This is a genomic window from Parvularculales bacterium, from assembly GCA_036881865.1.
Classification (GTDB): domain Bacteria; phylum Pseudomonadota; class Alphaproteobacteria; order JAPOUT01; family JBAJNM01; genus JBAJNM01.
This window is the reverse complement of record JBAJNM010000004.1, coordinates 1-26,825: the sequence shown is the minus strand read 5'-3', so window position 1 is coordinate 26,825 and position 26,825 is coordinate 1. Positions and strand designations below refer to the sequence as shown.

The following is a 26,825-nucleotide window of genomic DNA, read 5'->3' as shown; positions in this document are numbered from 1 at the left end:
TGGAAAACCTGACTTAGACCAGTAAATGGTTTAACGTAGGCTCTGCGCCTATTGAATGGTGCGGGTAGGCTTCCTGATGGGGTCTGTCTGGTATCCTTATGCGTAAAGCATAAACTTAATTTTCGGGTCAAGAACCATGACAAGCGTTAAGGACATTCGCACGGCTTTTTTGAATTATTTTGCCGGACGCGGGCATGAGATAATCCCCTCATCTCCTTTGGTACCTCGTGACGACCCCAGTCTTTTATTTGTCAATGCGGGTATGGTGCCATTCAAGACAATTTTTACCGGTGGCACAGAACCTCCCTCTCCACGAGCTGTATCTTCTCAAAAATGCGTACGCGCCGGAGGTAAGCACAATGATTTAGATAATGTGGGGTATACGGCGCGACATCACACGTTTTTTGAAATGTTGGGTAATTTTTCCTTCGGGGATTATTTCAAAGAAAATGCCATTGATTTGGCGTGGACACTGATAACCGGAGAGTTTGGCCTGCCGGAAGAGAAGCTGTTGGTGACGGTCTACTCTGACGATGATGAGGCGTTTAACTTATGGAAAAAGCGGGCGGGTCTACCTGATGACAGATTGTTGCGCATTGCCACGCAAGATAATTTTTGGTCTATGGGCAAGACGGGTCCGTGTGGGCCGTGCTCGGAGATTTTTTATGATCACGGGGCGGATATCCCCGGGGGGCCACCAGGCAGCCCCGATGGAGAGGGTGACCGTTTTGTTGAAATATGGAATCTGGTCTTCATGCAGTATGAGCAAAAGAGCGAAACGGAGCGTATTACCTTGCCTCGACCTTCCATTGATACGGGCATGGGGCTTGAGCGGATAGCAGCGGTCTTGCAGGGTGTCCACGATAATTACGATATAGATTTAATGCAGGCGTTGATTGGCGCTTCGTCTGATTTATCCGGTATTACCTCTAAGGGAAAGCATACGGTCAGTCATCGCGTTATCGCGGACCATTTAAGGGCTGTCGGATTTCTGATTGCAGATGGTGTATCGCCCGGCAATGAAGGCAGGGGTTATGTTTTGCGTCGCATTATGCGCCGTGCCATGCGCCATGCTCATATTTTGATGCCTGAGGATATTTTCATGTGGCGGTTAACACCGTCACTTGTATCACAGATGGGGGAGACCTATCCGGAGTTGGTGCGTGCTGAGCCTGTCATACGTGATACGTTGGAACAGGAGGAAACGCGGTTTAGGGAGACATTGGCCCGTGGACTTCGGCTTTTGGATGCTGCGGTGGATGATTTGGCATCCGGTGCGGCTTTACCGGGAGAGGTTGCGTTTACTCTTTATGATACGTATGGGTTTCCTCTTGATTTGACGCAGGATGTATTGCGGGAGCGTGATATTGCGGTAGATATAGTGGGCTTTGATAAGGCCATGGAGTGTCAACGTGAGGCAGGTCGTTCGCATTGGGTTGGGTCGGGTGATAGTGCAGGTGCACCCGTTTGGCTTGAGTTGGCGCAGGAGCATGGCGCAACAGAGTTTCTCGGCTATGGGACAGAACGTGCAACAGGCGTCGTTCAGGCCATTGTGCAAGAGGGTGAGAGCATCACTCAGGTTGATAGCGGTGCGGAGGTGCTGGTAGTTATGGAACGCACACCTTTTTATGCTGAATCTGGTGGTCAGATTGGTGATAGGGGCGTGATAAGTGGGCCTGCGGGCGAGGGGTCGCTGATTTTTGAGGTTTGCGATACCCAAAAGATGGTGGGGACTGTTATTGCCCATGGGGGTATTGTGAGGCAGGGGACATTGCGGGTTGGTGATGAACTCGCCATGGAAGTTAGTAATGACTGGCGGCGTCCGACACGGGCTAATCATTCCGCCACCCATTTGTTGAATGCAGCATTGCGTAGGGTTTTGGGTGTTCATGTTGCACAGAAGGGATCTTTTGTGGGACCGGATCGGTTACGGTTTGATTTCAGTCATGGCAAGCCGGTAACGGCTATGGAAATAAAGGAAATAGAAGAACAGATTAATAAACAGATTCGTCAAAACGGTATGGTAGGAACACGCGTTATGCCGTTGGAAAAAGCGGTTGAAGCCGGTGCCGTATCGCTTCTTGGTGAAAAATATGACAATGATGTTCGGGTATTGAGCATGGGAGAGGAGCAGACGGGAGAAGAGTCACAAATCTATTCTATGGAATTATGCGGTGGCACTCATGTTAAGCGTTTGGGTGATATTGGTTTGTTTTGCATTGTGGGGGAGAGTTCTGTTTCAGCGGGAGTCCGCCGCATTGAGGCTCTTACAGGAGAGGCCGCCCGTCTTCATCTTACCCGCTACAAGGATGCGCAGCAGGAGGTAGCACAGCTTCTTAAAATCACGCCCGAAGGGACGTTTGACCGGGTGCGTTCCTTGCTGGAGGAGCGTCGTCAGTTGGAGCGAGAGTTAGCAGAGGCTCGCCGTACTCTGGTTACCGGGGGGGGCGAGGGTGAAGCGCTGGCTGTACGTGATGTTGAAGGTGTTTCGGTGATTGCCCGTCAGTTTCAGGGTATTAACCCCAAAGAGTTGCGCGGCATGATGGATGATATGCGGCAAAAACTAGGCTCTGGAGTTGTAGCGTTAGTGAGTGTTCACAAGGGTAAGGCGGCTCTGGTGGTGGGGGTAACAGAAGATAAGATAGGGAGTTTGAGCGCCGTGGATTTGGTAAAAGCCGGTGCAGAAGCTCTGGGGGGTAAGGGTGGAGGAGGTCGACCGGATATGGCACAAGCGGGCGGTCCTGATGGAACACGGTCGGAAGAAGCACTGGAATCTATTATAGGCATTATTCGGTCACGGGAAGACGCAAAATAAATGTACAGGCAGTGCTGGGAGGTGTTAGCTATCTGAAAAAGGAAAAACCGGATGGCGAGGACCCTACGGCGCAAATATCCGGATATTACCTTTATGCTTAAGATGATAAAGCCGCTTCAAGGTTTTCGGCAATTTTGTCCAGAAAACCCGTGGTAGACAGCCAAGTTTGCTTGTCGCCTACCAAAAGGGCCAGATCTTTAGTCATAAAGCCGCTTTCTACTGTGGTCATGCAAACTTTCTCAAGTGTTGTAGCAAATCGGGACAGGGCTTCATTACCATCCAGACGGGCGCGATGGCTCAAGCCTCTGCTCCATGCAAAAATAGAAGCAATGGAATTGGTAGACGTCTCATCACCGCGCTGATGTGCTCGGTAATGGCGGGTGACAGTGCCGTGGGCGGCTTCGGCTTCCATGATCTTACCGTCCGGCGTCAAAAGTGCGCTGGTCATAAGACCAAGTGATCCAAAACCTTGTGCTACCGTATCTGACTGCACATCACCATCATAATTCTTGCAAGCCCAGATGTAACCCCCACTCCATTTAAGAGAGGCTGCTACCATGTCGTCAATGAGTCGGTGCTCATAATGAATACAGGCTTTCTCAAAATCTTTTTTAAACTCGGCATCGTAGATTTCCTGAAATAAATCTTTAAAACGCCCGTCATAGGCTTTGAGAATAGTGTTCTTGGTTGAGAGATAAACGGGCCATTTACGCTCAAGGCCAAAGTTCATGCAGGCGCGGGCAAAATCGCGTATGGAATCATCCAGATTGTACATCGCCAGTGATATACCGGATCCCGGAAAATCAAAAACTTCATGTTCACGGACATCAGAGCCGTCTTCCGATTCCCATTTGATAGTTAGTTTGCCTTTACCCGGCACGAGAAAATCGGTCGCCCGGTATTGATCACCAAAGGCATGGCGGCCAATGACAATAGAACTCGTCCAACCTGGTACCAGACGGGGAATGTTCCGGCAAATAATTGGCTCGCGAAACACTGTACCTCCCAAAATGTTGCGGATAGTGCCGTTAGGAGAGCGCCACATTTGTTTAAGGTCAAACTCCTCCATTCGCGCTTCGTCCGGGGTTATGGTGGCACATTTAATGCCCACGCCATGTTTTTTGATGGCGTTGGCGGCATCGATGGTGATTTGGTCATCGGTCTTATCGCGGCTTTCCATGCCCAGATCATAATAATCCACGTCTAGCACTAGCCACGGTGTGATGAGTTTATCCTTGATCATTTTCCAGATGATGCGTGTCATCTCGTCGCCATCCAATTCAACAACCGGATTATCCACTTTGATCTTGGACACTCTATACCTCCTGTTTGGCTTTACTTTATGCTTGGCTTTCCCGCTTGTTTGGGAAACGGTAAGACGAATGGCTGGTGATGACTGGCTGAAGAACCATAAATGTAACTATGGCTTTGATATAACATTTGAGCCTCTATGGTTAAAGGCGGAAAAGTAAAATAAAAAGGAATAAGGTGCTAAAAGTAACAAACAAAAAGGATAGAGGGTAGTGGCGATGAACGGGGCATATTCTGGTGATACGGCTCCTGAGATACCTGAGGGGCCGGAAAACGTAGCGCCGGTCATTATACTAACGCGTCCCCAGTTGGGTGAGAATATCGGCACAGCGGCCCGTGCCATGCTGAACTTTGGGTTGGAGGAATTGCGGTTGGTTAATCCCCGTGAGGGGTGGCATAAGGATAAAGCCTATCAGGCGGCCTCCGGTGCGGGCAGTGTTATTGATAACGCCCAAGTGTTTGCGTCTTTGGAAGAGGCGGTTGCTGACCTCCAGTTTGTGCTGGCAGCGACAGCCCGGCGGCGGGATATGGCCAAGCCGGTGTTCACACCGGAGGAATCTGTACGTCGGTTACGAAGTGAGACCACCCATGGAATGCAGTGCGGTGTTGTGTTTGGTCCTGAGCGTACGGGTCTTACCAATGACGAAGTGGTCTGCGCTGATGGCATTATGCGTGTTCCGGTTAATCCTTCTTTTTCGTCTCTTAATTTGGCCCAGAGTGTTGTGCTTGTGGCTTATGAATGGCGCAAGGCGTATGACTCTACGATACCTGCGATATGGGTTATTCCTCCGGAAACCCGCCCGGCCAACCGGGATGAACTGATAGGATTTTATATACATCTGGAAAGTGCGTTGGATGAGGCAGGATTTTTGCGCCCGCCGGAAAAACGCCCCTCTATGGTGCGTAATATTCGCAATTTTTTCCAGCGTGGACGGCCAACCGAGCAGGAAATCCGAACCTTAAGGGGTATTATTTCGGCACTTACCCACCAATAGGGTTTTTGGAGACAAATTTTGGTGACAAAATGGAGGTTTTAGCAGGCTAGTTTGACATAAGAGGCCTTATGGGTATAGTTTGCTTGTTTCCGGCGATATTGTGCCGGTATTTTTTTTATATGTCGTTTTTGTACACAATGGGAGTTCCGCCGTATGTCAAAGCGGATTCAGGCGAAACATAAAATTGATCGTCGCATGGGTGAAAACATTTGGGGTCGCCCTAAAAGTCCTGTAAATCGGCGTGAATATGGTCCGGGCGAACACGGTCAACGGCGCCGCTCCAGACCGAGCGACTTCGGCATTCAGTTAAGTGCCAAGCAGAAGCTAAAAGGTTATTACGGCAACATCACCGAGAAGCAGTTTCGGGGGACTTATACCAGAGCTGTTCGGATGCGCGGCGACACCAGCGAAAATCTGGTGGGGCTGCTGGAGCAGCGTCTGGATGCCGTTGTTTACCGGGCTAAGTTTGTGCCCACGGTGTTTGCGGCGCGGCAGTTAGTGAGTCATAACCATATAAGTGTCAATGGCAAGCGGGTGACCATTCCGAGTTATCGTTTAAAGGTGGGCGATGTGATTGCGGTGCGGGAGAGATCGCGCCAGATGGCTCTAATTCTGGAAGCACGGGAAAGCCCTGAGCGTGAAGTGCCTGATTATCTGGAAGTGGATGATAACAAATTAACCGCAAGCCTTGCGCGTATCCCCTCTCTCGCGGAAATTCCTTATCCGGTGCGCATGGAGCCTAATCTGGTGGTGGAGTTTTACTCCCGAAATTAGCTTTTAGGCGTTGTGGGTGGCAATATTTTTTTCTACCAGTAAGGTCTGTAATTCACCGGTTTCATACAAATCGCGGACAATATCGCACCCACCGATAAACTCACCCTTTATGTAAAGTTGTGGAATAGTAGGCCAGTCGCTATAGGCTTTGATGCCTTGCCGTATATCTTCATCTTCCAGCACATTGACGCTGTTGAAGGGAACGCCCAAAAACGTCAGCAGTTGGGATATCTGGCTGGAGAATCCGCATTGGGGAAAGTCTGGTGTGCCTTTCATGAATAACACTACGTCCTCGCGATCCACTTCTTGCTGGATGCGTTGATGAGCGGGCGATGTTTGGGTCTCCGGTGTTTGAGTCATGGTGGATTTCCTATATTGTTATTTTTCTTTTGGATCATCATCAGGGATGGCCGTTTGTAAGGCAAGAGCATGAAGAGCATCGCCCATAGCGCCCTGAAGGGCTTTGTAGATGAGTTGATGTTGTTGCACACGGGTTTTACCCTCAAAGGCGGTTGATACAACACGGGCTGCATAATGATCTCCATCACCTCTGAGGTCGGTAATCTCAACGTGAGCATCAGGCAGGGCAGCCCGAATACGCTGTTCAATTTCGCTTGCACTCATGGGCATGAAATAAATCTCCTTGATTAAGAGCGTCCCATATAGGCTGGCAACCAGCCTCTGTGAGTTTGAGCCAGTTCCCTCCATGATATGGGGGGATAATCCGCTATTGTCAATTCATCCCCACCGGTCCTTCCTAAAAGAACCGCCGGAACGCATTGGGAAACGGCGTTTTTTAGGACTTCCTCAGCCTGTGCCATAGGGCAGGTGAGGAGATAGCGGCTCTGGTCTTCACCAAATAAAAAGGCGGCGGTAGGCAGATCTGTTGCGGGGAGTGTCAGGCGTGCGCCCATAGCACCCGCCATAGCCATTCTGGCGATGCCTACCAGTATCCCGCCGGCGGTTAAGGCATGAACTGCCGTTGCAATATTGTTGTTAATCTCGGTGCGTACAAAATTGCCGTTGCGGCGTTCACTCTCCAGATAAACTGGAGGTGGTGCGCCATCTTTGCAGTTGTGAATGAGGGCATGGTAAAGTGAACAACCTAAATGCCCGCGACTTTCTCCGACGAGAATAATGGCCTCTCCGGCATCCTTAAAAGCCAGACTCGTCATAGAGACAAGTGTGTTAATCAACCCAACACCGCCAACCGTCGGTGTGGGCAACACGGAAACACCACTGGTTTCATTGTAAAAAGAAACATTGCCTGACACCACGGGAAATGACAGAACCTCACATGCTTGTCCGATGCCTTGAACGGCTCCGGCAAATTGTGCCATGACGTTCGGGTCTTCCGGATTACCAAAGTTGAGGCAGTCGGTAATGGCTAGAGGTTGTGCGCCGACGGCTGTGAGAACACGCCAGGCTTCTGCTACGGCTTGCCGTCCACCCATTATTGGGTCGGCTTTCACATAACGCGGCGTTACATTGACCGTAAGCGCTAATCCTTTATTCGAGCCATGCACACGCACTACCGCAGCATCACCTCCCGGACCTTGTACTGTATCTCCCATCACGCTGTGGTCGTATTGTTCCCAAATCCATTGGCGGCTGCACAGGGCTGCCTCTCCCAACATGGTCTTCAGTGTGGCCATCGGATCATCACATGCCTCTGTTGTTGCCGATGCTATCGGTGTCGGATTCGGTAAGGGTGCGCAAGGGCGCTCATACATAGGTGCTTCACCGGCAAGGGCTTGCAAGGGAATGTCAGCAACCACTGTTCCTTCCTGCCGTAGCACAAGATGATGACTATCAGTTAGATGTCCAATGACGGAGAAATCCAACCCCCATTTTTCAAAAATCTGTCGTGCTATCTCTTCGCGCTTCGGTTTGAGCACCATAAGCATGCGCTCCTGACTTTCAGAGAGCATAATCTCGTAAGCATTCATGGCCGCCTCCCTGCGTGGTACGGCGTCTAAATTCATATCAATGCCGACGCCACCCTTGTCGGCCATCTCCACTGCCGATGAAGTAAGTCCTGCCGCGCCCATATCCTGAATGGCAATAATAGCGTCTTGCCCCATGAGCTCCAGACAGGCTTCCATCAGTAGTTTTTCCATAAAAGGATCTCCCACCTGTATGGCGGGTCTTTTTTCATGGGCAGCATCGTCAAATCCTGCAGATGACATAGTTGCACCGTGAATACCGTCACGGCCGGTTTTGGAGCCTACATAAACTACCGGATTATCAATGCCGCTGGCGGAGGCATAGAAAATCCGGTCATGTTCTACTAAACCAACACACATGGCATTGACCAGAATGTTATCGTTATAGCTGGCATCAAAGGCAGTTTTGCCACCGACAGTAGGCACACCAATGCAATTTCCGTAACCGCCAATACCGGCAACCACGCCGGATACAAAATGACGGGTTTTTTCATGGATCGTGCTACCAAAGTGTAAAGCATTGAGGTTGGCAATCGGACGCGCACCCATGGTGAAAACATCGCGCATAATACCGCCTACACCGGTTGCTGCACCCTGATAAGGCTCAATGTATGAAGGGTGGTTATGGCTTTCCATTTTAAAGACAATGGCTTGATTATCGCCAATATCCACTACTCCGGCATTTTCTCCCGGGCCACAAATCACAACCTCTCCTGTTGTGGGCAGGGTTTTAAGCCATTTTCTTGAGGATTTATAAGAACAATGCTCACTCCACATGGCACTGAAAATACCTAATTCGGTCGGATTGGGATGACGGTTTAGCAGAGCGACAATGCGCCGGTACTCATTTTCGGTTAAGCCGTGGGCGGTGAGGGCCTCTGTGGTTACCGGTATCGCGGTCATGATAGGGTCTCCATCAAACTGGCAAACAGGGGATGCCCGCCAACGTCACCCAAGACCGGGTCGTACCCCCGTTCCGGATGGGGCATGAGGCCTACAATCGTACCAGTTTCATTAGTAATGCCTGCAATATTACGTGCTGATCCATTGGGATTCCCTGCCGGTGTTGGTGCACCGACCTCATCACAATAACGAAAAAGGATACGTTGTTCTCCTTCCAACCGGTCAAGGGTCACCTCATCGGCATAATAGTTGCCATCATGGTGGGCTACAGGCATGGCGACAATATCTCCCGGGTTGTAACCCTGTGTGAACGGGTCGCGGGTAGCTTCTACCCGTAAGAACACACTACGGCAAACAAACTTAAGATGAGCATTGCGCATCAGCAGCCCGGGCAAAAGGCCCGTTTCGGTTAAAACCTGAAAGCCATTGCAAATGCCCAAAACCGGCATACCCTTGCGGGCGTGGTGAGTAACGTCTTTCATGATGGGGCTGTGAGCTGCTATAGCACCGGCGCGTAGATAATCACCGTAAGAAAAACCACCCGGCAAAACAATTACATCACACTCAGGCAGGGTTGCCTCTCTATGCCACACCATAGCAGGCGCCTGACCAGTGGTTTCAGCAAGACAAACGGCCACATCGCGGTCACAATTAGAGCCGGGAAAAACAATCACGGCTGCCTTCATGATGCAGCGTCACCCAGTTCTATTGCATATTCTTCAATGACGGGATTAGCCAGCAATGTAGAGCACATAGCATTAAGAGTAGCATGCGCTTGGGTTGTATCTGTCTCGCCAAGGTCAACATCAATACATTTGCCCTGACGCACTTGGGTTACGCCGTTGAACCCTAAATCTTCAAGAGTCTGTTCAATCGCTTTACCTTGAGGGTCCAGAACCCCCGGTTTCAGCGTTATGATAATGCGTGCTTTCATATCTTTTGCAGATTATCTGACCAATGTGGGAGTTCGGGAGGCCGGGCGTCCCGTCTCTGCTAGAATACCTAACCGCCGTGCAACCTCGCTATAGGCATCCATAAGACCACCCATGTCACGGCGAAAAAGGTCCTTGTCCATAATTTTTTGTGTTTCTACGTCCCACAACCGGCAAGTGTCAGGTGTGATTTCATCTGCCAGCACAATTTGTGGTATGTCGTCTTCATACAGACGTCCGAACTCTAGTTTAAAATCTACTAACTTTATGTTTGCCGCCATAAAAAGACCGCTCAGAAAATCGTTAATCCGCAAGGCGAGCGCTACCATATCATCCAACTCTTGGGGAGTGGCCCAGCCAAAAGCCGAAATGTGCTCTTCAGCAACCATGGGGTCATCAAGAGCATCGTCTTTGTAATAATATTCAACAATCGCGCGAGGCAGTGCAGCACCCTCATCAAGACCCAGACGTTTGGCGATAGATCCCGCTGCTACATTGCGTACTACCAGTTCAATCGGAATAATCTCTACCGACCGCACCAATTGTTCGCGCATGTTCAGGGCTTTGATAAAGTGCGTTGGAATACCAATCTGGTTTAACCGTACAAACAAAAATTCTGAAATGCGATTATTCAGTACGCCCTTGCCCTCCATCATTTCGTGTTTGGCTTTGTTGAAGGCGGTTACATCATCTTTGAAATACTGAATCAGGGTGCCCGGCTCCGGACCTTCATACAGCACTTTGGCCTTGCCTTCATAAATCTGTTTGCGGTGTTTCATAGGAGAATATCCTTTCTGGGGCGCCCTCCTTTTAACCTCCGGGAACCACGTCCAACCTAACCCATGGGTGTGTGGGAGGCAATTATTTCGTTAGAACTTGCCTGACCTCTTGCTTTGGGCGGTAGCTCGTCTATATGATGGAGCATGTGTGTTTCGCCCATCCAATTTAAGGAACATCATTTATGACTTCTTTTGATGACCGTCAAAATACATTTGAGAAGAAATTTGCCCACGATCAGGAATTAGCCTTCAAAATCACGGCACGGCGGGCTCATTTGCTGGGAGAATGGGTAACGGAAAAACTGGGACTATCTGGTACGGAAGGGGAGGCTTATATTCAGGAACTCGTCAAACTGGATTGCACCCATGCTGGAGATGAAGAGGTGTTTGGTAAAATACGGAGCGATTTTGATGCCAACGGCGTAGATCAGTCAGACCATCAAATACGCCGCACTATGGACGATATGATGGAAACTGCCAGCCAGCAGATCGCTACCCAAAAAGGCTGATTAGCATTTTATCCTGTTGTTGTATCGCCCAGAATTCGGGCAAACACTCTGTCAACGTGTTGCGTGTGATAGGAGAGGTCAAACAGGGCCTCTATGTCTTTGTCTGATAGCACCGCACGGATGTCTTTGTCTTCCAGAAGTAGTGTCTTGAAATCTCCTTCGCCCCGCCAGACTGCCATGGCGTGAGCTTGCACCATGCTGTAGGCTGTCTCACGATTGATATCGTGCTGGGTTAAAGCCAGTAACACCCGTTGAGAGTGAACAAGACCGCCCAGATTATCCAGATTGGCGCGCATTTTTTCCGGATATACCACCAACTGATCCATAACAGAGGCCAGTCGTGTCAGAGCAAAATCAAGAGCGGTGGTGGCATCCGGCCCAATCACCCGTTCCACGCTGGAATGAGAAATATCGCGCTCATGCCACAAGGCGACATTTTCCAGTGCGGGTGTCACCATACCCCGAATAAGTCGCGCTAACCCTGTGAGATTTTCAGAGAGCACTGGATTACGCTTATGGGGCATGGCAGAAGATCCTTTTTGACCGGTGGTAAAAAATTCTTCGGCTTCTAGGACTTCTGTTCGTTGTAGGTGGCGGATCTCTATTGAGAGGCGCTCTATGGAACTGGCAATGACGCCAAGGGTGGCAAAATAGGCTGCATGGCGATCGCGGGGGATAATCTGAGTAGAAATAGGCTCCGGTTTTAGATTAAGAGCTTCAGCGACACGGACTTCTACTCGGGGGTCAATGTTGGCATATGTGCCAACCGCCCCTGACAAAGCACAGGTGGCAACCTCACGATGTGCCGTTTCAAGTCGTTGTCGTTGCCGCTCAAACTCTGCATAGGCCTGAAGCATCTTAAGGCCAAAGGTGGTGGGTTCTGCATGAATACCATGACTGCGCCCTATGCAAATATAATCTTTGGTCTCTAGTGCGCGGCGCTTGAGGATGGCAAGTAGGGCATCCATATCGGCTAGCAAAATATCGGCAGCCTGAGTGAGTTGTATGTTAAGGCATGTATCCAACACATCAGAAGATGTCATGCCCTGATGTACAAAGCGGGCCTCCTTTCCAACATGCTCTGCCAAAGAGGTTAAGAAAGCAATAACATCATGTTTTACTTCACGTTCAATCTCTTGGATGCGGTCAATATCAAAACCGCCCCGCTCTCGCAGTGCCTTTGCGGCTGAGGCAGGGGCTTGTCCTAACTCCACCATAGCTTCCAGAGCGTGGGTTTCAATATCCAGCCATATTTTGAAAGTGTTTTTAGGCTCCCAGATGGAAGCCATCTGGTCTCGCGTATAACGGGGAATCATAACAGTACGTCTTTCAGGCTTTTAGCGGTCTGTGGGGGTAGGCTTAGTGTGAGATGATTTTATATATCATAGAGAGTCTAAATCAATCCCCGCTCTTTGAAACTGGTATGTTTGCCCTTACCGATAATGAGATGATCGTGAAGAGAGATACCCAAGGGTAGAGCTGATTCGGCAATTTTTCTGGTCATTTCAATATCAGCACGAGAGGGAGTAGGATCGCCGCTGGGGTGATTGTGAACCAAAATCATACCTGATGCCCCGAGATTTAAGGCGCGCTTGACGATTTCACGAGGATAAGCAGGGGTGTGATTAACAGTGCCTTGTTGATGAACCTCGTCAGCGATGAGAGTGTTTTTGGTGTCTAGGAACAATATGCGGAATTGTTCTATGTCGTTATGGGCCATGGTGATGCTGCAATATTCAATCAGCGCATCCCAGGACGATAAAACAGTTCGGTTGATGACTTTTTCTCTGGCGAGGCGTGTGGCCGCCATGCGGATGAGAGCAAACTCTGTTATCAAACGCTGTGCACTCTTAGCCCCCAGCCCAGGGATATCTTTAATTTGGGATTCCGTAGCCGCCAGTGCACCTGTAAATCCTTTGAACTTGTCTATCGTCAGGGTTTTAGCCAACTCTTTAACATCACGGCGCTGAACAACATTGAAGAGTATTAACTCCATAATCTCGTAATCAGGCATGCCCTCACCATTGGTTTCCCGAAAGCGCTTGCGCAACCGGTCCCGATGGCCATGGTGATGGGGCGTTGCTTTTTTAGTGGGGGGTTCTTTTTGTGGGTCAGGGGGCATCTTGGTAAGAAAACCAATTAATAGGGAGGGCAATGCTGGTTTGCCGGAGATAGTGTAAAGATATCAGCACCATCTTGGGTGACACCGAGAGAATGTTCAAACTGCGCAGACAAAGAGCGGTCACGGGTAACGGCTGTCCAGCCATCCTTTAACAGTTTAACTCCCGGTTTGCCAAGGTTAATCATAGGCTCGATGGTAAAAAACATACCCTCCTGAAGGGTAAGACCTTGACCCCGGACGCCATAATGCAAAATGTTGGGCGCATCATGAAAAACAAGCCCTAATCCGTGACCGCAAAAATCGCGCACAACAGAACAACGTTCTCCTTCAGCATAATCCTGAATGGCAGCCCCAATGTCGCCTAAGGTTGCCCCGGGCTTTACTTCAGCGATGCCGCGCATCATGGCCTTGTAGGTTATCTCCACAAGGCGCCGGGCGCGACGGGGCACATCGCCCACGTAATACATGCGACTAGTGTCACCGTGCCAACCATCCTTGATGAGGGTTACGTCTATGTTGATAATATCTCCCTCCCGCAAAATGCGATCACTGGGAATCCCATGGCAAACCACATGATTGATGGACGTGCAAATAGATTTTGTATAACCCCTGTAATTAAGAGGCGCAGGGATACACTCATGTGCCAGAGCGTAATCGTATACAAGGCGGTCAAGATAATCCGTCGTGACACCTGGCTTAACTTCATCCTTCAGCACATCCAGTGCTGCGGCTGCTAACTGCCCTACAGCGTGCATACCCGCAAAACACTCCGGGCCATACAGTTTTACCTGTCCGGTGTTGTATGCAGAAGTATCTTCGTCAACAGCCGTATACGTCATACTCGTTCCTCATATGATCAAGGGTATCGCATTATGGAGAGTGATGTCATCAGGCGTTATGTAGCAATCATAACAAAGCATTTCAACGCCTGCTTGCGTAGCCTCTTGCGCTGCTTTGGCATAAGTGGGGTCAATATCATTCGCAAGGCACATTTTGGTGCAATCATTCCTCTGAATAACATAAAGCATGACGGCGCGCTTTCCCTCTCGTGCCAGACGACCCAACTCGCTTAAATGTTTTTTTCCACGGCTGGTTACCGCATCGGGGAACTCCGCAACACCTGCTTGACGCGATAGAGTAACGCTCTTGACCTCAACCCAGGCATTGTCGTCTGTTTTGCTGTTTTCCAATAACAAATCAATGCGGCTGTTCTCGCCATAGCGTTGCTCCCGGTGGAGGGTGTCATAGCGGTTGAGCTCTGTTATGTGGCCTGCCTCAATAGCCTCCTTTGCCAGATCATTGGCGCGACTGGTATGAATGCCCACCAGAACAGACGGTGTGTCGTCAGAGAGCACACTCGTCGCTACCAACTCCCAACTCCAACCTAGTTTGCGTTTGGGGTTTGTACTTTTTGACACCCATACTTCAACGCCGGGTTCGGCTAGCCCCATCATAGAGCCGGGATTGGGGCAATGGGCTGTAGAGGTAGTACCATCGTCAAACTTGATATCGGCCAAAAACCGCTTGTAGCGGCGTATTAGTCGGGCAGACTGAAGGGGAGGGTCAAAGCGCATAAGGTCAAAGAAACATCTTGGAAATCTGGGATAAGACCATAAGAATAATGAGGCTTGGCGGCAAGAGGGGAAATTACGTAGAGTTATAGGAAGGAGTAGGGTTACGAAGAGAAAGAACGGGGTGGCGCATGATGACAGAGACGGCAGACGTAAGGGCAGGTATTCTGCTGATTGGCGATGAATTATTATCGGGACGTACGCAGGATGCTAATTTGTCGTGGATGTCTACTTATTTGAATCGTCTTGGTGTTCGGGTAACAGAGGCTCATGTAATTGGCGATGAGATAGATGTTATCGCCACCACTCTTAATGATATGCGCGCGCGGCTTGATTATGTTTTCACCACCGGCGGGATTGGCCCGACCCATGACGATATAACGGCTGACGCCGTAGCGCGGGCTTTTGGAGTTGGTATTAGTCACCATGAAGAGGCGGTGCGTCGTCTTGAGTCTCATTATAAGAAAATAGATCATCGTATCAATGAAGCCCGGTTGCGGATGGCCCGTATTCCTGATGGGGGGCAGTTGATTGATAATGCTATAAGCACTGCTCCCGGGTTTCAGTTGGAGAATGTTTTTGTGTTGGCCGGCGTGCCTATGGTCATGCAGGTAATGATGGATGCGTTAGCGCCTCGCCTTAAAGGCGGTGCTGTGATGTTAAGCCGCACCATTGTTGTGTCAGCGGCGGAAGGTGAACTGGCGCAAGCCTTAGGGGCGGTGCAGGCGCAGCATCCGGGGGTCAGTATGGGGAGTTATCCGTTTTATCATGGGGGTAGTTTTGGAGTTCGGCTGGTGTTGCGGGGGCCTGATGCTGATTCTCTTAAACAAGCTGGTGAGGCTCTTTTAGTTGTTTTGGATGATTTGGGTGTTGAAATAGTTGCAGAGGGGGCTTCAGAAGTCGGGGAATGAGGCCGTTTGTGAGGGTAATTGTATACTTTAGTGGATGGAATTTACAAATATCCGCAGTATTTCGCCGGTTTTCGCCTGTAGAAAATTTTGAAACGATCACTTCGTTTTAATGGCGGAAAACTGCGCTAAAATGACAGTTCTTGGCTACTAAAGTATATAATTACCATTATGAGGGGGATGGTGCAAAAATGCAACACAGACCCCTATCCGGAGGTATAGAGTGCTTCCATCCTAGAAAAAGCGTTGGCAGAGCGGAAATAGGGCGCTAAAGTAGGGCTCGTGATTAATGTTGCCCCTAGTCAATGTTGCTATGAGTCAATATTGGATGTCAGGGTGTGTGTTGTCTCCGGTGGAGGAGATTGTGTACAGGGAGACTATGTAATGAAAAAACTATCGATTTTTGCAGGGCTGGTTAGTGGCATCATGATGATGGCGGGTGTGGCCTATGGCTTGAACTCCAATGTTGATGCTATGTCCGAGAGTGGTAACCATCAATTTTATGTGTGGTGCACGGGTGCCGATGATTATGTCCAGGTATCTCAGGGCTCTGATGCCAAGGACGCTCAGGAGAAACTAGCGGCTCGTGCTGGCAATAACTGCTGGCCTGTGTGGCAGGGTCTTGAGGGCTAATATTACGCTCATAGCATTTGTTTTTTTGAAAGCGGGGCTCTTCGGAGCCCCGCTTTTTTTGGTTGCCTCATTTTTTGTTGAGTGTTTTTCTTGCGCAGTAGGGTAGTGCTTGCGATAAAAGGGAGAAATGTTGTGACGAGCGTTACGGTCCAGGTATTGTGACGTAAGTGCTACTTCTTTATGGAATAAGACATTGTTGCGGGCGTGGCGAAATTGGTAAACGCAGCGGACTTAAAATCCGTAACCCATTAGGGTTTAGGGGTTCAAGTCCCCTCGCCCGCACCATCATCAAAAATTCTCCCAAGGCTTAGCCAAAAAAGGGTTTGAGGAGTGTTATAAATTACGCCTAATAAAATATATGGATGGCAATAAAGGCAAAGAAGAAACCGACGCTCCATACGGCGACTGAACTCCAATATATCCAACCATTGATCTTGCGCAACCGTGTACAAGCCTCGGCTTGCTTAGGATCAATCGGGCATGGAATATTGCGTGCGCTCCAATGCATAAGCCCTGCTAGCAGAATCATTGCGCCGGAGATACCAAACGTCCATCCTTTATACTGTGATAAGGCTATCAGCCACGGAGCTGAGCTTACCAAACCGGCAAGGGCTACACCGGCCCCCAGTGTTACAAATAATGCTGGAAGAGCGCAACATACTAACGTGCCAACAGAGGTGAAAAGACTAAGCGTAGGTATGAGCGTATGCTTTATGCCGTAGTTTTCTGTTTCATTTGTCATACTAGCACTGATTCTCGATTGAGGTGACATTGTAACCAGAATCAGTGATAAGTTGAGTGAGCGTATCATCATCAATGGTTTTGCCTGACCGCATCACTACGTGTACAAAGCCATTATCCAGATCAACATTGATACTAGCTACCTCGTCGCGCTTAGAAAAAACTTTTTCTATAGCACGGGCACAAAAATCGCAAACAAGGCCGTTAACTTTGATGTTGGTAATATCCTTACAAGAAGCACCTTCTGTTCCGGTAACAGGTTTCTCTGCCGATACGTTATTGTGACCATGTTCGGCATGATCGTGGCTATGTTCAGTATGACCAGCCCATACCGGCGCGATTGCAAATATGGTTATAAATGCAAATTTTATGATTAAAGTTTTCATGATTTTCTCCTTATAATCTGACTGTCCAGATAAATAGAACGTCGCCATCATCGCTAATTCCAGCCTCGACAAGATATTCACCTTTGAACATCCGTACGAGCGGCGTGACGGTGATTTTATTGTCTTTGCCGGGGGTATGATCAACCTGTAGCATCAGCCATGTATGAATGTCGCCGTAATCTCCGATATAGGGAGTAATGCCCACCCGTGCTTTCTGCACGAAGAATTTGTCTATATCTCTGGCATAGTAGGCACGGGTTTCATAGCTGCTGAAATAACGCCGATCTTCCCAATCAAAGGTGATGCCCACAAATCCGGTAGGCTCTGTTTCACCATCAAATGAACCAAAATTACTATAGGCAACACCTGCACCTGTTTTTAGGTATAGGTTGGCTTGGGATGTTGGTGCATTCCAGCGTTTGGCTAGATAGTTCAATTGTGCGCTATGAGAGTGCCACTTTTCATCGCGCCAATATTCCGCCTTGTAACCAATGGAATATTTGGCGGTAGGCGAGTAATGAACATAGAGGCCATGTGCGCCTGTGTTATTGTTTTGCATCACTGTCCATCCACCCGGATAAGATACCGGGCGTGCGATCGCTACGGATGAACCCCATAGCATGGCGATGCAGACAATATTTAGAAAAAATCTCATCAATATCTCCTAATGTTAGTGATTGTTAGGCAGTGCTAGGCACTACCGATAACACACGCCTGTGGCGTGAACAGTTAGGAAATATGTTTAGGTGGTTGGAGTATGCCTTCAGGATGGCATGAGTAAATGCTTTGTGTGGCGTAGGGCTTCGCTCTGGACGCAACAATATCTTGAACCGATTGGTATGGTGGTAATGCGTTAATAGTCACGCAATGTTGGCAACCGCATTGATCGCAGTTAGAAGAATTTTGCTCTTCATTATTTGCCATTTCATGGCAGGGCATATCCATATCGCTGTGGTTGATCTGTATTTCAGTCGTTGTCTGGTTTATATCTGCCATATGGCAAGCAGTAGCTGCGTTCGTCACATTGCTAACAAGCAGGGCGAAGCAAATACTCAGCAACGATATGGTCCTCATAACAGCCATATTCGGATTATAACATTGAAACCGTTGTGTTCAATCTGTATTTTGTTCTAATTCGCTTACGGCATCTTAAAGTGGTTGTTATGAGAAATCTATGATGGAACGCTTGATGTTATTTGTTTTGGGCATTGCTGTGCCGGATGCCTATATTAGCAATGCTATAGAAAGAGAAGCCTTGGCTATGGCAGGGCTTGTGGCTACTATCAGCTCTGCAGATATAAGCGCTCGAGAAGGGCGGCTTGTTCTCAGTGATTTTTATATGGGAGATCCGGCAGGTTTTGCGGGTGGTGGTCTTATCATTGCGGACAGCCTTACTGTTGTTTTAAATATTGATGAGGAAAGAAAAAAGACGGCTGATGGCCGGTCTGTTAAACATCTAAAGCAGATTAAAATAGAAGCTCCGCGTCTTTTATTGGAGATAACGGAAGAGGGTAGTAATTTTCAAGCCGTCATTCAGAACATAGATCAGTGGGATGCGCAGGGTTCATCATTATACGTCATTGACAAGTTTCTCATGAAGGATGCTTCTTTGTCGATTATCTCATCTGAGGAAACAAATAGTGACATTGTTGTGGATATGCCACCTCTTGAGCTAAACAATGTAGGTGATTTTATTAAGCCTTTAACCCGCAAACAACTGGGGCAGACCCTTATGCGGTCTATAGCGCAGGCGGTGGGGGAGGCTACAAGAACCGCTGACCCAAACCGTCTTGATAATCTGGTGGGCGGCGCTTCTGAGATGATACATCGGGCACTTGATATTCCGGCTTTGCCGCCGGTTATTTCCGGAGGTAACTAGCCAGGATCTTGTTAGATATGAATAGCGTCTGAAGGGTAGGCGGCATCCGGAGCAAGGGATAAATCTTGACGGTAAAGAGTTGAGCAATAAGGACAGATAATGCGTCCGTTGTCCCCCATGGTCAAAAACACATGGGGATGATCATGAGGTGGACTTGCTCCGATGCACTGAAACGTCCGCGCACCGGTACGGATTTCTTGGTGTCCGGCATCATTCTTGAGACGGGGTATTGGAGAGTGTACCATGGCATCCCTTTGTGAAACGGAATATGCATGATAGCGGGTTGGTGCGCAAAAATAAAGGCGCGATTGAGAAACTACGCCTCTTGTGTCTGGCTCTGGGGGGTGGCATAAGCGATTTTATGGCGTATCGGGTTGATATAGACAGTATCAAAGGGTTTTTGGATCCGGAAGAGGGTCAAGCCCTCCAGGAGGCAGCCCTTGAGGCGGCGGTGTGGGGTCCGTGTCTGGAAATCGGCAGCTATTGTGGCAAGTCTACTATCTATTATGGCACTGCCTGTCAGATGAAAGGGACAGTCTTGTTTGCCTTAGATCATCATTGCGGGTCGGAGGAAAACCAACCCGGCGAGGCGTATCATGATCCCGACTTGTATAACGCCCAAACAGGGCGCATGGATACTCTGCCCACATTCCGCGATACTTTGCGCCGTGCCGAATTGGAAGACAGTGTTATTCCTCTCGTTGCCTCCTCTGCACTGGCGGCTCGTCAATGGGCAACGCCTTTGGCTATGGTGTTCATTGATGGGGGGCACTCAATGGCTACCGCATGGGATGATTACAGGCTTTGGACACCTCACCTCATGACGGATGGAATATTAGCTATTCATGATGTGTTTCCTAACCCCGCCGATGGCGGACGCCCTCCCTATGAAGTCTGTCAGATAGCCCTTATGTCCGGTGCTTTTACAACTCTGCAGGTGGTTAAATCTCTGTGGGTGTTACGACGCAATGGGGGGGCCATCGCCTATGAAAAAATCCCCCGCTGGGGATAAACCCACAATGGCATCTGTGGCAAGAATAACGGCTGCTGCCGTCCAGGCCGGCTTTTCTACAGGCCAAAATACTTTATCTTCATATTGATAGCCCATCCAATAGGCTCCTGTTTCATCGCGCCACTGATGTTGCCAGGCCAACATGGATTCCGCTTCCTTGCGCTGTCCGACCACCAGAAGGGCTATGGCTAACTCTGCGGCTTCTGCTACCGTAACCCACGGCTCTTTTATTACACACCGACAACCATAATCCGGTACAACAAACGTATTCCACCGTCCCTCAAGACGCTGATGCGCTTCTTGATCTCTCAGCACACCGGAGAGAACCGGATAATACCAGTCCATGGAAAATTTGGCCTTGGAGGCCCAGGTCCGGTCAAAGCGCTCAGGCCGTTGACGCAAACACTCGCCGAGCTGTTCTCTTGCCTTCCACCAATGCTCATAAGGCTGTTTTAAGGTATGGGCAATCCAGCATGCACATGCAAGACTTTTGTAGATAGATGAACACCCCGCCACCAGCGCATCATCCTGCGGTGTCTGTGGGTCTGCTGCAGCCCAGCGAATGTCACCGTAGGCCGTTTGGTGAGACAAAACGAACGTCATAGCGCCTTCTACATGAGGCCATAGAGTTTTCAAAAAAACATCATCATGCGTAAGCCGATAATAATGCCAGACACCGCTTGCAATATAAGCCGAAAAGTTGGTGTCCCTTATAGGAGCGTCCGCGTGCTCTTCTCCGCCGGTATAATTTTGAGTATCATTATCTATAGGCACGGCACTACCAAGTTCTCCCCACCACGACCCATCAACGAGCTGAGTTTCGGCTAACCATCTAAAAGCGCGCCGCGCCGCTTCCCTCTCTCCTACCACCGCAAGGCCCATTGCTGCCTCCGTGTGGTTCCATGGATCTACCACCCCTCCATCAAACCAGCGAATAGAGCCATCTTGTTGTTGCAACTCCATAATACGTGCTGTAGCGCCTTTAAAAAAGCCATCAGGCAGTTTGTCTCCATACGTCATATGAAGAGGGAGGGCAGGACTGGGAGGCGTCATGATCTGGCAGTAGGCATAGGGTATTTCTTGCCACGCACAAAATAAAGTACCAGACTTTTGCCCATCAACGGGTCAGCAAGCCAGGATAGAACACAGGTAAGCCAGGGTCGTTTCATCATATCCCACACTAGGAAGCGGTGGTACGTTCGTATCAACCATGTTTGCGTGTTATCAAGACCAAGGGCGCATCGTATCCACCAATAAGGGGAATGGAGACCGTGTGCCCAGTGCCGGTGAAAATAAACAAGACCTTGTTCTTCTACCGCTTGGCGCAGCACTTTAGTTTTGAATATGCGCACATGACCACCAGGCTCATTGCTGTAGTCTCTACTGAGTGCCCAGCACAGCCATTCAGGCCAATAGCGCGGCACGCTGATAGCCAGTGCTCCGCCCGGTTTGAGTACCCGCCCTATCTCATAGAGGGCAAGGCGATAGTTGGGGATATGCTCAAGGACTTCAGAACAGATGATGCGATCAAAGCAAGCATCTGGAAAGGGCAAGGTCAACGCATTGCCTGCCAGCAGACTGTAATTGTTGGTAGTATCGCTAAAGCCTGCACGCGTGGTATGGAGATTGTTTTCACCATAATCAAGGCCAATGGCGTGACAGGTGGCGTGATGGCAAGCGGCATGGAGATGTCGTCCTGCACCGCAGCCGATATCCAACAGACGGTGCCTGTCTTCAAGACGCAGAGTGCGCAGATTGATGGTTTGCATAGATAGCTTCCCGGTAAACGGCAACGGTTAATTTGGCGGCATGCTCCCAGTTGAAATGATCCAGAACGCGTTGTCGTCCGGCTTTGGCGAACTGTGCACGTTTTTCGGGGTCATCAAGCAGGGTAGCAATAGCCTCAGCCAGAGCTTGCGGATTAGAATGAGGTGCTATAAGGGCTGCATCTCCAACAACCTCTGGTAAAGAGCCACCATCCGTTGCCACAAGAGGCACACCGCACGCCATAGCTTCGCCTGCAGGAAATCCAAAACCCTCATAAACCGATGGAGAAACTGCAAGGGTAGCCTCAGCATAAAGACGTGTCATCTCTTCGTCATCAAGATCGGAGACAAAACGAACACGGTGTTCTATGCCAAGAGCGCGTAGTTCTCGCGCCGTTTGTCCTTCCCGAAGATGTCCCACCACGACTAGTTCCAAATCCGGATAGCGTGTAAGCAGGCTCCTATAAGCGCGTACCAGATAAATCAGACCTTTAAGTGGAACATCGGCGCTAGCGACGGCAATCAATTTGCGGGGATGACGGGAGGTCTCCGGCAGGGGGCGAAAAGTTTCATGATCAATACCATGGGGAGTTATGCGAATGCGGTCTGGGGAAATGCCAAAATCCCGTGCTGCATCATGGCATGCACTCTGGGAGCCGGTAACGATATAATCTAACTGCCGGATGACTTGAGTCTGCATTGTCAAAAAAGAATACCACCGCCACTTTAGAAATTTCATAAAAGGATTACGCTGATGGTGAAGGTCAATGCGGCGGTCCACCGTAATTGGATGGTGCATGGTTCCTACAATCGGTAACCCCATTCGATTGACCTTGAGCATGCCATAGCTGAGAGTTTGATTGTCGTGTAGGACGTCATATAAGTGAATGCGCTTGCGCATGTAGTCTGCCATACGTTCCCCAAACGTATAAGGCTCTGGAAAACGGCCCACGTTGTGGTGCCACCATTCATAAAGAGCGATACGGTCTTTCAACATGGGCAAGCGCAGAGCAAATAGAGGGCTTGACTGGGCATATAGATCTAGGGAGGGTAGTTTAATTAGCCCTACTCGTTCATCCAATGCTGGATAGGGTGGTCCGGATATGACATCAACTTTATGGCCTAAATTCACCAACGCCTTGGTGAGATAGCGTATATAAACACCCTGACCACCTGTTCTGGGGTGGCTGCGATAGCTAGAGAGCAAAATGCGCAACGGCCCATCGTCTTCATCGTGGAGAGAAGAGTAGGGCGAGGCTTCCGTTTCGGGAGAGGCGGGGGGGAGTACGTTTGGACTATGCCGCATAATCCCCGGCAATGTATCGAATTAAATCAACATAATCAAACGTCAGAGAAACCAGATTGCTGATAAACAGAACACGGATATAAAACCCTGAGAGGGTTTTCCATAGTATCTGAGAGCGCTGACGCCACAGATAAACCAGAAGAGGTGTCCAGAAAATAATATGTACTATGCCAAGTAATCGCACATAACCCACTTCGTCAAATAGCACGGGCATAAACACAAGCACCGCAAGCCATGCTGTGAGTATCCAGTGAGCTTCTTTGCGGTGAAACGCAAACAGAACAGCTGCCGTATTGATGAAGGCAAGCCACGTAACCCAGAACTGAATCCATTGAGGCCCCTGACTGATATGATCGCTAAGTTCCATGGTGACCTCCAAAGCGGCGATTTAACCAGTCAATAATAAGCGCGTTGAGATCATCAGGTTTTTCTTGCTGGGTCCAGTGACCACAATCGGGAATGATATGTTTTTCTAGGTCAGAGATGTAATTCTCCATGCCTTCCGTCATTTCCGGTTGCAACACAATATCATCGGCGGCTGAAATCATCAGGCAGGGGACGTTGATTTTTTCTTTAAGGCCTGCACTCATCTCCCAGTTGCGGGTGAAATTGCGATACCAGTTTATCCCGCCCGTATAACCGGTCTTTTCAAAGGCTGTCACATAATATGCCATTTCCTCATCGGTGAGCAGAGGCTCGCCGCCCCATTCGGATTCCGGTTGTTTGAACGCCTCAAGCAAAGCTAATCGTTTGTTTTCTTCCGGCAGAGTGTCATAGATCTTCCGCGTGATGGTGTTCTTGCGATACCAAAACCGCATGCTTTTGGGAATGTCCTCCTCTAACAGCGCTTCCGCATCGCCATATTTCTGAAAATAGACGATGTACATGTCATCCCCCATGCGCTCACGCATAATCGCTATAGGGTCAGCCGGTGCCCGAGGGGTAAAGGGTGTGTTAACGCCAATGACCCCTGCTACCCGGTCCGGATGAAGCAAAGGCATTTGCCAGACAATAAAACCACCCCAGTCATGGCCACAGAAAATTGCCTTGTCTAACGCTAGGGCATCCATCAACCCCACCATATCGTCTGTTAGATGGACAATGTCATAGTCAGGAACAGCGGCCTCCTCCCGAGGGCCGCCGGTGGCGCCATAACCACGTTGGTCCGGCGCAATAGCGCGATAGCCTGCATTGCTAAGAGCAGGCAGTTGATGCCGCCACGAATACGCCAGTTCGGGAAATCCATGGCAAAAAATAACAGGAAGGCCATTCCCCTGTTCATACACCGCCATACGCAAGCCGTTGCTTTCAACAAAACGGGATTCTGGAAATGCCATGATTGTTCTCCCTCAGTCGTTGATCTTTAGTTTCCGGTTTCTTGTTCAAGATAAGCGATAACATTAGCACGATCAGCATTTTTACGCAGACCGGCAAATGACATGGTGGTGCCTTTGATATAAGTGTAAGGCTTCTTTAAGTAGGCATCCAATGTTTCATCGTTCCACTTTAAACCATCGGTAGCGTGTTGCTTCAAGGCTTGTGAATATTTAAACCCCTCTAGTGAAGCAGGCGGGCGCATAAGAAATCCATGCAAATTGGGTCCGATAGTATGACCACCGTCTTTCTTTAAAGTGTGACAGGCTTTACATTTTTTGAAAACCCGTGCGCCTTTTTCGGGATCTCCCTTTGTTGCTGTTTCATCTTTTGAAACTTCTTGTGCTTTGGCTTCTGTAGTAACAGGTAGTACGTCCAGTCCGGCTAGCATGAGGGTTACAAAAACACCTGTAGAAAATAGGATAAAATAAAGAGAGTTTGTTTTCATGGGAGTTTTTATAAAACATGCAGGCAAGGGGCACAAGGTGAAAAGGTGTGATATATTGTCGCAGAGGGAGTTGTTTGGATATTAAGATTGATAAGGTATGAGGAGAGAATAAACAGCGATGGCAAAAATCACTTACGTTGAACATGATGGAACAAGCCACACCGTAGAGGTAGATAATGATATGACGGTTATGGAGGGAGCACTTAAGAATGATATCCCCGGCATTGATGCTGATTGCGGCGGTTCTTGTGCGTGTGCTACTTGTCATGTGTATGTGGATGGAGCATGGAAGGACACTGTAGGCGGTCCGGGGGATATGGAAGAGGATATGCTGGACTTCGCCTTTGAAGTAAAAGACGTCTCACGCTTGAGTTGTCAGATTACCGTCTCCGATGCTCTGGATGGTTTAATTGTACATCTGCCCAAACAGCAATTCTGATAAAAGATCGTTTTTTTCTTATCAAAGTAGGGTCAAAATTAAATGAGGATGAGATTATGAGTACATCATATGAAGATATTCTGTTTGAGATCAAAAATAGGGTCGCCACCATCACCCTAAACCGTCCAGACCGGCTTAATGCATGGACAAGCGCCATGGACAGCAGTATTAAGCGGGCCGTTATTCACGCCACTCAGGATGATGATGTAAGGGTTATCGTGGTGACCGGTTCGGGGCGGGGATTTTGCGCCGGGGCCGATATGGAGCAGTTGAAAGAGATTGAAGACAGTCAAGGCGGTAGTCATCCACCCTCGTATGGCGTGAGCCGGCGGGATCGCCTGTCTTTTGAGGGGCCGGATGTAACGGAACATTATAAAGGTCGTTTTGGTTATATCCAACAATGCCCCAAGCCCATTATTGCAGCTCTCAATGGTCCGGCAGCCGGGGTTGGTTTGGTGATGGCGCTTTATTGCGATATGCGCTTTGCTGCCTCTAATGCGTTTATCACAACGGCGTTTTCACGGCGTGGGCTGATAGCCGAACATGGCACAAGCTGGCTTTTGCCGCATCTTGTAGGACTGGCACAATCTCTTGATCTTTTATTTTCCGCCCGCAAAGTGGGGGCCGAAGAGGCATATGACATGGGTCTCGTGAATAAGGTCTTCGCGCAAGAAAGTTTTATGGATGAGGTTATGGGGTATGCCCGAATGCTGGCCGATATGGCTTCGCCTCGTTCCATTGCAGTCATTAAATCGCAAGTGTATGCGGCGTTGTTTCAGTCTCTTAATGAGGCCATTGCTATTGGCGATGAAGAAATGGGTAAGAGTTTCACCAGCGAGGATTTTCGCGAGGGTATTGCCCACTTTGTAGAAAAACGCGCCGCCAGTTTTACCGGACGTTAATAACGTCGTGATGAATTACGATTCATAAAATGGTCGGAGTGGCAGGATTTGAACCTGCGACCCCCTCGTCCCGAACGAGGTGCGCTACCAGACTGCGCCACACTCCGACATACTGAACAGCTCAGCACAATGAAAGAGAACTTATAACCCACACACTGGCAATGCGCCAAGACCTGATAGGAATACGATCAAACAAGGCCATCTTTTACGATTGTGCCAGTTGCGCAGTAGAGCCGGAACAGTCTATCTTGAGCAGAATTGTTGGGGCGTAGCCAAGCGGTAAGGCATCGGGTTTTGATCCCGTGATCGCAGGTTCGAATCCTGCCGCCCCAGCCAATAGGCCGCTCGCACGTTACGCAGCCGGTAATATTTAG

The 26,825-nt window shown here is 49.3% G+C and carries 31 protein-coding genes and 3 tRNA genes; 12 read left to right on the top strand and 22 right to left on the bottom strand.

Annotation, left to right across the window (positions count from 1 at the left end; translation table 11 throughout):
• Positions 1–136 precede the first annotated feature (136 nt).
• Positions 137–2,815, top strand: a complete 2,679-nt coding sequence (alaS, locus tag V6Z81_01970) for an alanine--tRNA ligase (GenBank protein ID MEG9861262.1) — start codon at positions 137–139, stop codon at positions 2,813–2,815.
• Between the two features lie 97 nt (positions 2,816–2,912).
• Here the strand turns inward: alaS and V6Z81_01965 are convergent, their stop codons facing one another.
• A complete protein-coding gene (locus tag V6Z81_01965) occupies positions 2,913–4,130 on the bottom strand; it encodes an NADP-dependent isocitrate dehydrogenase (protein MEG9861261.1) in 1,218 nt (405 codons plus the stop codon).
• A gap of 214 nt (positions 4,131–4,344) precedes the next feature.
• Between V6Z81_01965 and V6Z81_01960 the strand changes: the two genes are divergently transcribed.
• The gene (locus V6Z81_01960) at positions 4,345–5,121 is read left to right on the top strand and encodes an RNA methyltransferase (GenBank protein ID MEG9861260.1); all 777 of its coding nucleotides are present in this window, start codon (positions 4,345–4,347) and stop codon (positions 5,119–5,121) included.
• Between the two features lie 153 nt (positions 5,122–5,274).
• A complete protein-coding gene (gene rpsD / locus V6Z81_01955; GenBank protein MEG9861259.1) occupies positions 5,275–5,895 on the top strand; it encodes a 30S ribosomal protein S4 in 621 nt (206 codons plus the stop codon).
• 3 nt (positions 5,896–5,898) lie between these two features.
• Here the strand turns inward: rpsD and grxD are convergent, their stop codons facing one another.
• From grxD to purC, 6 genes are read right to left on the bottom strand one after another with little or no spacing between them, the layout of a single operon-like run.
• Positions 5,899–6,255, bottom strand: coding sequence for a Grx4 family monothiol glutaredoxin (grxD, locus tag V6Z81_01950; protein MEG9861258.1), 357 nt, complete (start codon positions 6,253–6,255; stop codon positions 5,899–5,901).
• 18 nt (positions 6,256–6,273) lie between these two features.
• Complete coding sequence (locus V6Z81_01945) at positions 6,274–6,525, bottom strand: BolA family transcriptional regulator (protein MEG9861257.1); 252 nt, start codon at positions 6,523–6,525, stop codon at positions 6,274–6,276.
• 17 nt (positions 6,526–6,542) lie between these two features.
• On the bottom strand, positions 6,543–8,744 hold the full coding sequence (purL, locus tag V6Z81_01940; protein MEG9861256.1) for a phosphoribosylformylglycinamidine synthase subunit PurL: 2,202 nt from the start codon (positions 8,742–8,744) through the stop codon (positions 6,543–6,545).
• Complete coding sequence (purQ, locus tag V6Z81_01935; protein ID MEG9861255.1) at positions 8,741–9,430, bottom strand: phosphoribosylformylglycinamidine synthase subunit PurQ; 690 nt, start codon at positions 9,428–9,430, stop codon at positions 8,741–8,743. The genes purL and purQ overlap by 4 nt, the downstream gene beginning before the upstream one ends.
• Positions 9,427–9,678 (bottom strand): phosphoribosylformylglycinamidine synthase subunit PurS, encoded by a 252-nt coding sequence (gene purS, locus V6Z81_01930; protein ID MEG9861254.1) that lies wholly within the window; start codon positions 9,676–9,678, stop codon positions 9,427–9,429. Before purS ends, purQ begins: the two co-directional genes overlap by 4 nt.
• 12 nt (positions 9,679–9,690) lie before the next feature.
• Complete coding sequence (gene purC, locus V6Z81_01925) at positions 9,691–10,455, bottom strand: phosphoribosylaminoimidazolesuccinocarboxamide synthase (protein MEG9861253.1); 765 nt, start codon at positions 10,453–10,455, stop codon at positions 9,691–9,693.
• A 182-nt stretch (positions 10,456–10,637) separates the two neighbouring features.
• On the opposite strand from purC, the gene V6Z81_01920 reads away from it, so the two are divergent.
• Positions 10,638–10,964 (top strand): DUF1476 domain-containing protein, encoded by a 327-nt coding sequence (locus tag V6Z81_01920; GenBank protein ID MEG9861252.1) that lies wholly within the window; start codon positions 10,638–10,640, stop codon positions 10,962–10,964.
• Between the two features lie 8 nt (positions 10,965–10,972).
• Here V6Z81_01920 and purB read toward each other — a convergent pair whose 3' ends face one another.
• The 4 genes from purB to sfsA all read right to left on the bottom strand — a co-directional run bounded on the left by purB (position 10,973) and on the right by sfsA (position 14,660).
• Entirely contained in the window at positions 10,973–12,280 is a 1,308-nt protein-coding gene (gene purB, locus V6Z81_01915) for an adenylosuccinate lyase (protein MEG9861251.1), read from the bottom strand.
• Positions 12,281–12,357: 77 nt separating this feature from the next.
• On the bottom strand, positions 12,358–13,086 hold the full coding sequence (radC, locus tag V6Z81_01910; GenBank protein ID MEG9861250.1) for a DNA repair protein RadC: 729 nt from the start codon (positions 13,084–13,086) through the stop codon (positions 12,358–12,360).
• Positions 13,087–13,103: 17 nt separating this feature from the next.
• Positions 13,104–13,925, bottom strand: a complete 822-nt coding sequence (map, locus tag V6Z81_01905) for a type I methionyl aminopeptidase (GenBank protein ID MEG9861249.1) — start codon at positions 13,923–13,925, stop codon at positions 13,104–13,106.
• A 9-nt stretch (positions 13,926–13,934) separates the two neighbouring features.
• Positions 13,935–14,660 carry a DNA/RNA nuclease SfsA gene (sfsA, locus tag V6Z81_01900; protein ID MEG9861248.1) on the bottom strand — a complete coding sequence of 242 codons (726 nt, stop codon included), beginning with the start codon at positions 14,658–14,660 and terminating at the stop codon, positions 13,935–13,937.
• Positions 14,661–14,788: 128 nt separating this feature from the next.
• Between sfsA and V6Z81_01895 the strand changes: the two genes are divergently transcribed.
• The 3 genes from V6Z81_01895 (at position 14,789) to V6Z81_01885 (ending at position 16,483) form a co-directional block, all read left to right on the top strand.
• On the top strand, positions 14,789–15,568 hold the full coding sequence (locus V6Z81_01895) for a molybdopterin-binding protein (protein MEG9861247.1): 780 nt from the start codon (positions 14,789–14,791) through the stop codon (positions 15,566–15,568).
• 381 nt (positions 15,569–15,949) lie between these two features.
• Complete coding sequence (locus V6Z81_01890; protein MEG9861246.1) at positions 15,950–16,198, top strand: hypothetical protein; 249 nt, start codon at positions 15,950–15,952, stop codon at positions 16,196–16,198.
• 198 nt (positions 16,199–16,396) lie between these two features.
• A tRNA-Leu gene (locus V6Z81_01885) sits at positions 16,397–16,483 on the top strand.
• A gap of 61 nt (positions 16,484–16,544) precedes the next feature.
• On the opposite strand, the gene V6Z81_01880 is transcribed toward V6Z81_01885, so the two are convergent.
• Genes V6Z81_01880 through V6Z81_01870 form a run of 3 tightly spaced genes read right to left on the bottom strand, consistent with a single transcriptional unit; the run spans position 16,545 to position 17,980 of the window.
• Positions 16,545–16,940 (bottom strand): hypothetical protein, encoded by a 396-nt coding sequence (locus V6Z81_01880; GenBank protein ID MEG9861245.1) that lies wholly within the window; start codon positions 16,938–16,940, stop codon positions 16,545–16,547.
• 1 nt (position 16,941) lies between these two features.
• Complete coding sequence (locus V6Z81_01875; GenBank protein MEG9861244.1) at positions 16,942–17,325, bottom strand: heavy metal-associated domain-containing protein; 384 nt, start codon at positions 17,323–17,325, stop codon at positions 16,942–16,944.
• A 10-nt stretch (positions 17,326–17,335) separates the two neighbouring features.
• The gene (locus tag V6Z81_01870; GenBank protein ID MEG9861243.1) at positions 17,336–17,980 is read right to left on the bottom strand and encodes a hypothetical protein; all 645 of its coding nucleotides are present in this window, start codon (positions 17,978–17,980) and stop codon (positions 17,336–17,338) included.
• A gap of 519 nt (positions 17,981–18,499) precedes the next feature.
• On the opposite strand from V6Z81_01870, the gene V6Z81_01865 reads away from it, so the two are divergent.
• Complete coding sequence (locus tag V6Z81_01865; GenBank protein MEG9861242.1) at positions 18,500–19,204, top strand: hypothetical protein; 705 nt, start codon at positions 18,500–18,502, stop codon at positions 19,202–19,204.
• A gap of 11 nt (positions 19,205–19,215) precedes the next feature.
• Here V6Z81_01865 and V6Z81_01860 read toward each other — a convergent pair whose 3' ends face one another.
• Positions 19,216–19,449 carry a zinc-finger domain-containing protein gene (locus tag V6Z81_01860; protein MEG9861241.1) on the bottom strand — a complete coding sequence of 78 codons (234 nt, stop codon included), beginning with the start codon at positions 19,447–19,449 and terminating at the stop codon, positions 19,216–19,218.
• A gap of 23 nt (positions 19,450–19,472) precedes the next feature.
• On the opposite strand from V6Z81_01860, the gene V6Z81_01855 reads away from it, so the two are divergent.
• Positions 19,473–20,216, top strand: a complete 744-nt coding sequence (locus V6Z81_01855) for a class I SAM-dependent methyltransferase (protein MEG9861240.1) — start codon at positions 19,473–19,475, stop codon at positions 20,214–20,216.
• Here the strand turns inward: V6Z81_01855 and V6Z81_01850 are convergent.
• From V6Z81_01850 to V6Z81_01825, 6 genes are read right to left on the bottom strand one after another with little or no spacing between them, the layout of a single operon-like run.
• A complete protein-coding gene (locus tag V6Z81_01850) occupies positions 20,163–21,269 on the bottom strand; it encodes a hypothetical protein (protein ID MEG9861239.1) in 1,107 nt (368 codons plus the stop codon). The two genes, V6Z81_01855 and V6Z81_01850, sit on opposite strands and share 54 nt — an antisense overlap.
• Entirely contained in the window at positions 21,266–21,985 is a 720-nt protein-coding gene (locus V6Z81_01845; protein ID MEG9861238.1) for a class I SAM-dependent methyltransferase, read from the bottom strand. The genes V6Z81_01850 and V6Z81_01845 overlap by 4 nt, the downstream gene beginning before the upstream one ends.
• Positions 21,951–23,288: a glycosyltransferase family 4 protein gene (locus tag V6Z81_01840; GenBank protein ID MEG9861237.1), complete on the bottom strand. Its 1,338-nt coding sequence runs from the start codon at positions 23,286–23,288 to the stop codon at positions 21,951–21,953. The genes V6Z81_01845 and V6Z81_01840 overlap by 35 nt, the downstream gene beginning before the upstream one ends.
• Positions 23,278–23,655 (bottom strand): hypothetical protein, encoded by a 378-nt coding sequence (locus V6Z81_01835; GenBank protein MEG9861236.1) that lies wholly within the window; start codon positions 23,653–23,655, stop codon positions 23,278–23,280. Before V6Z81_01835 ends, V6Z81_01840 begins: the two co-directional genes overlap by 11 nt.
• Complete coding sequence (locus tag V6Z81_01830; GenBank protein MEG9861235.1) at positions 23,645–24,625, bottom strand: alpha/beta hydrolase; 981 nt, start codon at positions 24,623–24,625, stop codon at positions 23,645–23,647. The genes V6Z81_01835 and V6Z81_01830 overlap by 11 nt, the downstream gene beginning before the upstream one ends.
• 26 nt (positions 24,626–24,651) lie before the next feature.
• Positions 24,652–25,110 carry a cytochrome c family protein gene (locus V6Z81_01825; protein MEG9861234.1) on the bottom strand — a complete coding sequence of 153 codons (459 nt, stop codon included), beginning with the start codon at positions 25,108–25,110 and terminating at the stop codon, positions 24,652–24,654.
• A 118-nt stretch (positions 25,111–25,228) separates the two neighbouring features.
• On the opposite strand from V6Z81_01825, the gene V6Z81_01820 reads away from it, so the two are divergent.
• Both V6Z81_01820 and V6Z81_01815 read left to right on the top strand, forming a co-directional pair.
• Positions 25,229–25,549, top strand: coding sequence for a 2Fe-2S iron-sulfur cluster-binding protein (locus V6Z81_01820; GenBank protein ID MEG9861233.1), 321 nt, complete (start codon positions 25,229–25,231; stop codon positions 25,547–25,549).
• Between the two features lie 56 nt (positions 25,550–25,605).
• On the top strand, positions 25,606–26,451 hold the full coding sequence (locus V6Z81_01815; protein ID MEG9861232.1) for an enoyl-CoA hydratase: 846 nt from the start codon (positions 25,606–25,608) through the stop codon (positions 26,449–26,451).
• Positions 26,452–26,481: 30 nt separating this feature from the next.
• Here the strand turns inward: V6Z81_01815 and V6Z81_01810 are convergent.
• A tRNA-Pro gene (locus V6Z81_01810) sits at positions 26,482–26,558 on the bottom strand.
• A gap of 155 nt (positions 26,559–26,713) precedes the next feature.
• On the opposite strand from V6Z81_01810, the gene V6Z81_01805 reads away from it, so the two are divergent.
• A tRNA-Gln gene (locus tag V6Z81_01805) sits at positions 26,714–26,787 on the top strand.
• Positions 26,788–26,825 lie beyond the last annotated feature (38 nt).

Excerpts from the sequence above, each read along its gene's own strand:
- alaS (MEG9861262.1), top strand. The coding sequence starts at position 137 with ATGACAAGCGTTAAGGACATTCGCACGGCTTTTTTGAATTATTTTGCC.
- V6Z81_01960 (MEG9861260.1), top strand. The coding sequence starts at position 4,345 with ATGAACGGGGCATATTCTGGTGATACGGCTCCTGAGATACCTGAGGGG.
- rpsD (MEG9861259.1), top strand. The coding sequence starts at position 5,275 with ATGTCAAAGCGGATTCAGGCGAAACATAAAATTGATCGTCGCATGGGT.
- grxD (MEG9861258.1), bottom strand. The coding sequence starts at position 6,255 with ATGACTCAAACACCGGAGACCCAAACATCGCCCGCTCATCAACGCATC.
- V6Z81_01945 (MEG9861257.1), bottom strand. The coding sequence starts at position 6,525 with ATGCCCATGAGTGCAAGCGAAATTGAACAGCGTATTCGGGCTGCCCTG.
- purL (MEG9861256.1), bottom strand. The coding sequence starts at position 8,744 with ATGACCGCGATACCGGTAACCACAGAGGCCCTCACCGCCCACGGCTTA.
- purQ (MEG9861255.1), bottom strand. The coding sequence starts at position 9,430 with ATGAAGGCAGCCGTGATTGTTTTTCCCGGCTCTAATTGTGACCGCGAT.
- purS (MEG9861254.1), bottom strand. The coding sequence starts at position 9,678 with ATGAAAGCACGCATTATCATAACGCTGAAACCGGGGGTTCTGGACCCT.
- purC (MEG9861253.1), bottom strand. The coding sequence starts at position 10,455 with ATGAAACACCGCAAACAGATTTATGAAGGCAAGGCCAAAGTGCTGTAT.
- V6Z81_01920 (MEG9861252.1), top strand. The coding sequence starts at position 10,638 with ATGACTTCTTTTGATGACCGTCAAAATACATTTGAGAAGAAATTTGCC.
- purB (MEG9861251.1), bottom strand. The coding sequence starts at position 12,280 with ATGATTCCCCGTTATACGCGAGACCAGATGGCTTCCATCTGGGAGCCT.
- radC (MEG9861250.1), bottom strand. The coding sequence starts at position 13,086 with ATGCCCCCTGACCCACAAAAAGAACCCCCCACTAAAAAAGCAACGCCC.
- map (MEG9861249.1), bottom strand. The coding sequence starts at position 13,925 with ATGACGTATACGGCTGTTGACGAAGATACTTCTGCATACAACACCGGA.
- sfsA (MEG9861248.1), bottom strand. The coding sequence starts at position 14,660 with ATGCGCTTTGACCCTCCCCTTCAGTCTGCCCGACTAATACGCCGCTAC.
- V6Z81_01895 (MEG9861247.1), top strand. The coding sequence starts at position 14,789 with ATGATGACAGAGACGGCAGACGTAAGGGCAGGTATTCTGCTGATTGGC.
- V6Z81_01890 (MEG9861246.1), top strand. The coding sequence starts at position 15,950 with ATGAAAAAACTATCGATTTTTGCAGGGCTGGTTAGTGGCATCATGATG.
- V6Z81_01880 (MEG9861245.1), bottom strand. The coding sequence starts at position 16,940 with ATGACAAATGAAACAGAAAACTACGGCATAAAGCATACGCTCATACCT.
- V6Z81_01875 (MEG9861244.1), bottom strand. The coding sequence starts at position 17,325 with ATGAAAACTTTAATCATAAAATTTGCATTTATAACCATATTTGCAATC.
- V6Z81_01870 (MEG9861243.1), bottom strand. The coding sequence starts at position 17,980 with ATGAGATTTTTTCTAAATATTGTCTGCATCGCCATGCTATGGGGTTCA.
- V6Z81_01865 (MEG9861242.1), top strand. The coding sequence starts at position 18,500 with ATGATGGAACGCTTGATGTTATTTGTTTTGGGCATTGCTGTGCCGGAT.
- V6Z81_01860 (MEG9861241.1), bottom strand. The coding sequence starts at position 19,449 with ATGGTACACTCTCCAATACCCCGTCTCAAGAATGATGCCGGACACCAA.
- V6Z81_01855 (MEG9861240.1), top strand. The coding sequence starts at position 19,473 with ATGCATGATAGCGGGTTGGTGCGCAAAAATAAAGGCGCGATTGAGAAA.
- V6Z81_01850 (MEG9861239.1), bottom strand. The coding sequence starts at position 21,269 with ATGACGCCTCCCAGTCCTGCCCTCCCTCTTCATATGACGTATGGAGAC.
- V6Z81_01845 (MEG9861238.1), bottom strand. The coding sequence starts at position 21,985 with ATGCAAACCATCAATCTGCGCACTCTGCGTCTTGAAGACAGGCACCGT.
- V6Z81_01840 (MEG9861237.1), bottom strand. The coding sequence starts at position 23,288 with ATGCGGCATAGTCCAAACGTACTCCCCCCCGCCTCTCCCGAAACGGAA.
- V6Z81_01835 (MEG9861236.1), bottom strand. The coding sequence starts at position 23,655 with ATGGAACTTAGCGATCATATCAGTCAGGGGCCTCAATGGATTCAGTTC.
- V6Z81_01830 (MEG9861235.1), bottom strand. The coding sequence starts at position 24,625 with ATGGCATTTCCAGAATCCCGTTTTGTTGAAAGCAACGGCTTGCGTATG.
- V6Z81_01825 (MEG9861234.1), bottom strand. The coding sequence starts at position 25,110 with ATGAAAACAAACTCTCTTTATTTTATCCTATTTTCTACAGGTGTTTTT.
- V6Z81_01820 (MEG9861233.1), top strand. The coding sequence starts at position 25,229 with ATGGCAAAAATCACTTACGTTGAACATGATGGAACAAGCCACACCGTA.
- V6Z81_01815 (MEG9861232.1), top strand. The coding sequence starts at position 25,606 with ATGAGTACATCATATGAAGATATTCTGTTTGAGATCAAAAATAGGGTC.